This window comes from Streptomyces anandii JCM 4720 (assembly GCF_014650655.1).
GTDB classification, from domain to species: Bacteria; Actinomycetota; Actinomycetes; order Streptomycetales; family Streptomycetaceae; genus Streptomyces; species Streptomyces anandii.
Genome location: NZ_BMVJ01000001.1, coordinates 486,759 through 494,073, shown reverse-complemented (window position 1 = coordinate 494,073; position 7,315 = coordinate 486,759). Strand labels below are relative to the sequence as shown.

6 protein-coding genes are annotated in these 7,315 nt (G+C 74.2%); 3 read left to right on the top strand and 3 right to left on the bottom strand.

Going from position 1 to position 7,315, the window contains the following annotated elements:
* Window positions 1-2,353 (top strand): transglutaminase TgpA family protein (locus tag IE249_RS02235; RefSeq protein ID WP_373304324.1); only part of this gene is annotated, 2,353 nt, incomplete at its 5' end.
* 76 nt (window positions 2,354-2,429) lie between these two features.
* Here the strand turns inward: IE249_RS02235 and IE249_RS02230 are convergent.
* From IE249_RS02230 to IE249_RS02220, 3 genes are all read right to left on the bottom strand, one after another.
* On the bottom strand, window positions 2,430-2,819 hold the full coding sequence (locus tag IE249_RS02230; protein ID WP_189703033.1) for an SCO2097 family morphological protein: 390 nt from the start codon (window positions 2,817-2,819) through the stop codon (window positions 2,430-2,432).
* Between the two features lie 273 nt (window positions 2,820-3,092).
* Window positions 3,093-3,854 carry a methyltransferase gene (locus IE249_RS02225; protein ID WP_189703032.1) on the bottom strand — a complete coding sequence of 254 codons (762 nt, stop codon included), beginning with the start codon at window positions 3,852-3,854 and terminating at the stop codon, window positions 3,093-3,095.
* Window positions 3,855-3,996: 142 nt separating this feature from the next.
* Window positions 3,997-4,593 (bottom strand): SAV_6107 family HEPN domain-containing protein, encoded by a 597-nt coding sequence (locus tag IE249_RS02220; protein WP_189703031.1) that lies wholly within the window; start codon window positions 4,591-4,593, stop codon window positions 3,997-3,999.
* Between the two features lie 194 nt (window positions 4,594-4,787).
* Between IE249_RS02220 and IE249_RS02215 the strand changes: the two genes are divergently transcribed.
* Complete coding sequence (locus IE249_RS02215) at window positions 4,788-5,579, top strand: ATP-binding cassette domain-containing protein (RefSeq protein ID WP_189703030.1); 792 nt, start codon at window positions 4,788-4,790, stop codon at window positions 5,577-5,579.
* A partial coding sequence (locus IE249_RS02210) for a YhgE/Pip family protein (protein WP_229857273.1) occupies window positions 5,551-7,315 on the top strand: 1,765 nt, incomplete at its 3' end. The genes IE249_RS02215 and IE249_RS02210, both read left to right, overlap by 29 nt.

The window sequence follows — 7,315 nt, the reverse complement described above, 5'->3', positions numbered from 1 at the left end:
ACTGCTGCCGCTGGTCTCCCCCGGGACCTGGATCGTGCAGGCCGCGCTGATGCTGGCGGTGCAGTCGGGCGTCGGCGCGGCGGCCCGGCGGGTGCCGCTCGCCCGGCCGCTGACCGTCGCGGCGCAGGCCCTGGTGATGCTGGTGCTGCTCACCCTGGTCTTCGCCCGCGCCCAGGCCTTCCTCGGGCTGGTGCCTGGTCCGGAGGCCGTGCGGCACCTGGTGGAGCTGCTGCGCCAGGGCGGCGAGGACGTGGGCCGGTACGCGACCCCGGCGCCGCTGTCGGACGGCATCCGGCTGATGCTCGTCGGCGGCGTCCTGGTGATCGGGCTGATCGTCGACACCCTCGCGGTGACCTTCCGCACCGCCGCCCCCGCCGGCCTGCCCCTGCTCGCCCTGTACTCGGTGGCCGCGGGGCTGTCCGGCGGCGGCTCCCACTGGCTGTGGTTCCTGGTCGCGGCAGCCGGCTATCTGATGCTGCTGCTGGCCGAGGGCCGCGACCGGCTCGCGCAGTGGGGCCGCGTCTTCGCCGGGGCGGCGCGCACTCCGGGCGGTGACCCGGGCGGCGCCGTGGCGCCGGTGCGCACCGGGCGCCGGATCGGCGCGGTCGCGCTCGGCATCGCGCTGGTCGCGCCGCTCGCCCTGCCCGCCATGGAGGGCGGCCTGCTGGGCCCCGGCGGTGCGGGAGCCGGCCCGGGCAGCGGGGACGGCGGCACGATCTCCGCGGTGAACCCGCTGGTGTCCCTGCGCGACAGCCTCAACGTGGACGAGGACCGCACGGTGCTGTCCCTGCGCACCACCGCAGGCGACGCCTCCGGCCTGTACATGCGGATCGTGTCCCTGGACGACTTCGACGGCACCACCTGGAAGCCCTCGCAGCGGCACATCGTCGGCGTGCCCGACCCCTTCCCCACCCCGGCCGGACTCGACGGCGACGTCAAACGCGCCGAGATCACCACGACCGTCTCCGCCGCCGAGTGGTACGCCCAGGACTGGCTGCCCATGCCGTACCCGCCGAGCGGAGTGCGGATCGACGGCAGTTGGCGCTACGAACCCGTGGGCATGACCCTGGTCGGCGACCACGGCCAGAACACGCGCGGGCTGACCTACCGGGTGAGAAGCCTCGACGTGCAGCCCACGGCGCAGCAGCTCGCCGCGGCCCCGGACCCGGCGCCGGCGCTGAAACGCGAGTACACCAGGATTCCCAAGTCCCTCCCGTCCGTGGTCGCGCAGACCGCGCGCACGGTGACCGAGGGGGCGGCCAACCACTACGAGCAGGCGGTCAAGCTCCAGGACTGGTTCGCCCTCGACGGCGGCTTCCAGTACGACACACAGGTCGAGGTCGGCAGCGGCTCCCAGGCCATCGCCAAGTTCCTCAAGGACAAGCGCGGCTTCTGCGTGCACTTCTCCTTCGCGATGGCCGCGATGGCCCGCACCCTCGGCATACCCGCCCGGGTCGCCGTGGGCTTCGCGCCCGGCACCCCGCAGGGCGACGGCACGATCTCGGTCGGCCTGAAGGACGCCCACGCCTGGCCCGAGCTGTACTTCGAGGGCATCGGCTGGACCCGCTTCGAGCCGACCCCGACCCGGGGCACGGCGCCGTCGTACACCCAGTCCAGCACTCCGGGCACCACGCTGCCCGACCAGGTGCGGCCCTCGCAGGGCGCGAGCAGCGCGCCCTCCGCGGCGCCCTCGGCGAGCCAGAGCTGCACGCCGGAGCTCAAGCGCCTCCAGGAGTGCCCCGGCCCGTCCGCGCAGGCCGTGCTCCCGCAGCACGACGGCGGCAGCGGCTGGCCCACGGCCCTGGCATGGACGCTCGGCGCTCTCGCCGTCGTCCTGCTGCCGCTGTCGCCCCTGCTGTGGCGCAGGCGCACCCGGTCCCTGCGGCTGGGCGCGCACGGGCGCGGCGACGCGGACACCGTGCCGCACACCCTGGCCGTGTGGGAGGAACTCACCGATACCGCCTGGGACTTCGGGATCCTTCCGGACGAGTCGCACACCCCGCGCAGGGCGGCCGCACGGATCGTCCGCCTCGGGCACCTCGACCCCGTCGCCGCTGCCTCGGTGCACCGGGTGGCCGACGCGGTGGAACAGGTCCTCTACGCGCCCCGTCCGCGTCCGGCGGCCGGGCTGGCCGAGGAGGTGCGCCGCGCCACCGAGGGGCTGCGGAGCACGGCCTCCCGCGGCACCCGGCTGCGCGCCGCGCTCGCCCCGCGCTCGACCGCGCGCCTGGCCTGGGCGGCGTCGGCACGGTGGGAGGCGGTGCGGGCCCGCGCGGTGGGCATGCGGCGGGCGGCCCTTCGACGGGCGATGCCCCGGCGGGGGGCCGGACGGGCGGAGGCCGAGGGAGGCTGAGCGGAACACGGGTGAGGGGGCGGCCACATAGTGGCCGCCCCCTCACCCGTGTTCTCGTTCCCGGGTCAGTCTCGGGTCAGTGACCCTGCTCGTCGCGGCGGCGCTGCCAGCGCTGCTCGATACGGTCCATCATGGAGCGCTTGGGCCGGACCTGACGGCGGGCCTGCGGGCCGCCCACGGCCTGCTCGCCCGGCTTGGGGGCCTTGCGCCAGCCGGTCACGACCAGCACGGCGCATCCCAGCATCGCCAGGAAACCCACCACACTCACCCAGATCTGCTGGACGATCACACCTGCCATGAGGAGCGCGATACCCACGAGGAAGCCCGCAGCCGCCTGGTAGACCCGCCGCCGGGTGTACGTACGCAGCCCGCTTCCCTCGAGCGCCGACGCGAACTTGGGATCTTCGGCGTACAGCGCTCGCTCCATCTGCTCGAGCATGCGCTGCTCGTGCTCCGAGAGCGGCACGGAGTCCTCCTCATCGTGCAGTCGCCGGGGCGACCCGGGGGGTCCCTTCAGGATAGGCAGGGAATCGCCCCCGTGAAACCCGCCCCTCTGCGCCAATTGGCCAACCGGAATCCGCCATGGCCGGCCCGGCTCGCTGAGGCTTCCATTCCCCGGCGGCCGGTCCGTCATGCCGGACGGTCTCCCTCGATCATACGGCGCGGAATCCCGGATCGGGGGGGCTGTGGCGCAGTCGGCACCTCGCCCCGGGCGCGGGCGGCCGGACGGCGCCGGCGGTCAGAGGTTCGCCAGGACGTGGAGCTGGGTGGCCACCGAGTGGAAGGCCGGGAGCTCGGCCGCCGTGGACTCCAGCTCGAGGAGGGCGTCCAGGGCGCCGGGCTCGGTGTCGACCAGGACGCCGGGCACCAGGTCGGCGAAGACCCGTACGCCGTGGACGGCGCCCACGCGCAGCCCGGCGCCCTCGACCAGGGCCGTGAGCTGCTCGGCGGTGAAGCGGCGCGGGACCGGGTCGCCCTCGCCCCAGCGGCCGTCGGGGTCGCCGAGGGCCTGGCGGGCCTCCTTGAAGTGGCCGGCCAGGGCGCGGGCGAGCACGGCGCCGCCCAGCCCGGCGGCCAGCAGGCTGAGCACGCCCTCGGGGCGCAGCGCGGCGACCGCGTTGCGCACGCCCTCGGCGGGGTCGTCGACGTACTCCAGGACGCCGTGGCACAGCACCGCGTCGTACCCTCCGCGCTCGACCACGTCGAAGAGGCCGTGGGCGTCGCCCTGCACACCGCGCACGCGGTCGGCGACGCCGGCCTCGGCGGCACGCCGCTCCAGGGCGAACAGGGCGTTGGGGCTGGGGTCGACCACGGTGACGAGGTGGCCGAGGCGGGCCAGGGGCACGGCGAAGTTGCCGCTGCCGCCGCCGGTGTCGAGGACGTCCAGCGACTCCCGGCCGGTGGCCTTGACCCGGCGGTCCAGGGCGTCCTGGAGGACCTCCCAGACCACGGCGGTACGCAGAGCGGCGCGGGAGACGGGCGGGCGCATCGGGTCCGACACGGCAGTTGACTCCTCGAGGCGGCACCGCCTCTTGCACGGCGGAGCGATCGGGCTGCCTTCCCGGCCCGGGAGCGGGTGGAGGGAAGGCCTCATGCGCCTCCACCCTATTGCCTCCGGTGCGCTGCCTGCCCCCTGGCCGGGCTCAGCCCGCGTCGGGCATCTCGCGCGGGACGCCGGGCCCGGTGCGGGAGGCGCCGTGCCCGGTGCGGGAGGCGCCGGGTTCCTCGGCGTCCTGGCGCGGCTGGGGCAGCACGGGCTGGAGCACCAGCATGCGCTCGACGAGACGGATGAACATCGCCACGTCCCTTATCAGGTCGTCGGCGTCGCGGCGGCCGGCCGCGCCCGCGATGCCGGCCTCGGCGCGGGCGCGGCGCCGGGCGCCCGAGGCGAACAGCGCGCTCCACTCGGCGAGTTCGGGCGCGATTTCCGGGAGCACTTCCCAGGCGCTCCGGATCCGGGCCCGGCGCCTGGGTGTCGGCTCGGGCCGTCCGCGCGCGGCGAGCACGGCGGCGGCGGTGCGCAGGGCGGCGAGGTGCGCCGTCGCGTACCGCTCGTTGGGCGTTTCGAGGACGGTCGCCTCGTCAAGGCCGGCGCGGGCCTGGGCGAGCAGGTCGAGCGCGGCGGGCGGGGCCGTGGTACGGCGGAGCACGGGGTGCACGTCGCTCGCCGGGCCGGTCAGTGAGGGGGCAGGGCCGGTGGCGCGGCGCCGGCGCGCGGCGGCTGCGGACGAGTTGGCCATGACGATCCTCCTGTCGTCTGTGTCACGGCACAGGTGCCGTATGTCCCCATCGTGGGGTATGGCACTGACAATCCGTTCTGACCTGCCCTTTTGCTTCGACCGAAGGTTCGAGGTAGTTTTTGCACTGACCAGTCAGTTCAAAAACTCCGGGGTGCGCTGAGCGGCGGTCCCGGAATCCCAGGGGAGGGAAGACCGTGGACGGTCTCGGCGTCGCGGTGCGCGACTTCGGACTGCGCGGGCCCCGCGGCTGGGCGTTCCGCGGCATCGGCGTCGACGCCGGGCCCGGTTCGCTGATCGCCGTCGAGGGCCCGTCCGGGTCCGGGCGTACGTGTCTGCTGCTCGCGCTCACCGGGCGGATGAAGCCCACGGAGGGAGTGGCCGACGTGGGCGGGTTCAAACCACCCCGGCACATGGCGGGGCTGCGCCGGGCCACGGCTCTGGCCAACGTGGCCGGCGTCACCGATCTCGAACCGGCCCTGACCGTCGGCGAGCACCTGCGGGAACGCGCGCTGCTGGAGCGCCGGTTCGGCGCCTCGCCGCGCGGGCTGCTGCGGCCGCGGTCCGAGCGCAGGGCCGAGACGAAGCTGCTGATCGACTCGGCGCTCGCGGCCGCCGGACTCGACGTGGAGGCGCTGCCCAAGGGTCCGCGCACCGCCGTACGCGATCTGGAGCGCCTGGAGGAGCTGCGCCTGTCGGTCGCGCTCGCGCTGATGTCCGGGCCGCGGCTGCTCGCCGTCGACGACACGGACTTCAAGCTCTCGGACGCCGAACGGGGCGAGGTCTGGGCTCTGTTGAGGTCCATCGCCGAGTCGGGGACGACCGTGCTCGCGGTGTGCAGCGAGGCGCCCGGGGACGCGGTGACCGTGTCGACCCGGCCGGCGCCCGCGAAGAACACGGAGGCCGGGCCCGGTGAAGAGAACACCGAGACCGGGCCCGGCGAAGAGAAGGGGGCGGCCGATGCGCTCGCCGAAACTGGCCGCTCTTGAGCTGCGGCGCTTCGGGCGCGGCAAACTCCCGCGGGCCGCGCTGGTCGCGCTGCTGGTGCTGCCCCTGCTGTACGGCGCGCTGTACCTGTGGTCCTTCTGGGACCCGTACGGCCGGCTGGACCGCATCCCGGTGGCGCTCGTGAACGACGACACCGGCGCGACCGCGGACGGCAGGCGGCTCACGGCCGGCGACGACCTCACCGACCAGCTGATGAAGAGCGAGGTCTTCGACTGGCACCGGGTGAGCGCCGCCGAGGCCCGGCGGGGCGTCGAGGACGGCACCTACTACCTGTCGCTGACCATGCCCTCCGACTTCAGCGAGCGCATCGCCTCCAGCTCCGGCGGTTCCCCCGAGACCAGCGCCCTTCAGGTGCGGACGAACGACGCGAACAACTACATCGTCGGCCAGATCTCCAAGACGGTGTTCAACGAGGTGCGCACCGCGGCCTCCACGAAGGCGTCGCGGGGCTTCCTGGACAAGATCTTCATCTCCTTCTCCGACATCCACGGCCAGACGGCCAAGGCCGCCGGCAGCGCCGACAGGCTCACGGGCGGCATCGGCAAGGCGGAGAAGGGCTCCAAGGACCTCGCCGACGGGCTGGGCGAGGCCGGCAAGGTGTCCGGCAAGCTGTCCAAGGGGCTCACCAAGCTCGACGGCGGCGCGGCCACCCTGGAGGACGGCTCCGCCCAGATCGCCGACGGCACACAGGCCCTGGCCGACCGGGTCAACGCGGCGGACGCCAAGGTGGGCCCGTTCCTCAAGGGTCACCAGAAGGCGATCGGCGACACCGCGCGGCTGGTGGCGGACTCCGCGAAGACGGTACGGCACAACCTCGACACGCTGGTGAAGACGGCACCCGGCGCCGCCAAGGGCGCCCACCTGGCCGCCGCCGCCCTGGACGACGTCTACACGCGCCGCTGCGAGCATCCCACGCTGCCCGACGCCGCCTGCGCGGACCTGAAGAAGGCCAGGCAGGCCGCCACGGACGTGGCCACGATCGCCGACGACGTCAACACACTGATCGCGGACGACGACGGCGACCTGAAGAAGCTCGACGGCGACCTCACCACCCTTCAGACGCAGGCCCAGGCGCTGGCGGACCGCGCGCCGCACCTGTCCGAGGACCTCGCCGACGCCGTCAAGAAGGTCAACAAGCTCAACGAGGGCGCCGGCCAGGTCGCCGCGGGCGCCAGGAAGCTGCACACCGGGCTCGGCACGGCCGTCACCGGCGCCTCCGGCCTCGACAAGGGCATCGGCAAGCTCCAGTCGGGCGCCGAGGTGCTCAACGGCGGCATCTACAAGCTGGCCGACGGCTCCGGGAAGCTGGCCGACGGCCTGCACGACGGCGCGAAGCAGATCCCCGACTACGGCAAGAAGGACCGCGACCGGCGCACCGGCGTCATGGCCGATCCGGTCCAGCTGGCCGCCCGCGACCTGCACCACGCGCCCAACTACGGGACCGGGTTCGCCCCGTACTTCATCCCGCTGTCGCTGTGGGTGGGCGCCATGGTGGCGTACATGCTGATCCCGCCGATGAACCGGCGCGCGCTCGCCGCGGGCGCCTCGGCCTGGCGGATCGCGCTCACGGGCTGGCTGCCGGTGGTCGTGGTCGGGGTCCTGCAGACGGCGGCCCTGATGGCGGTACTGCACTGGGCGATCGGTCTGGAGATGACCCGCGCGGGAGGCACGATCGCCTTCCTGTTCCTGGTGGCGGCCTGCTTCGGGGCGATCGTGC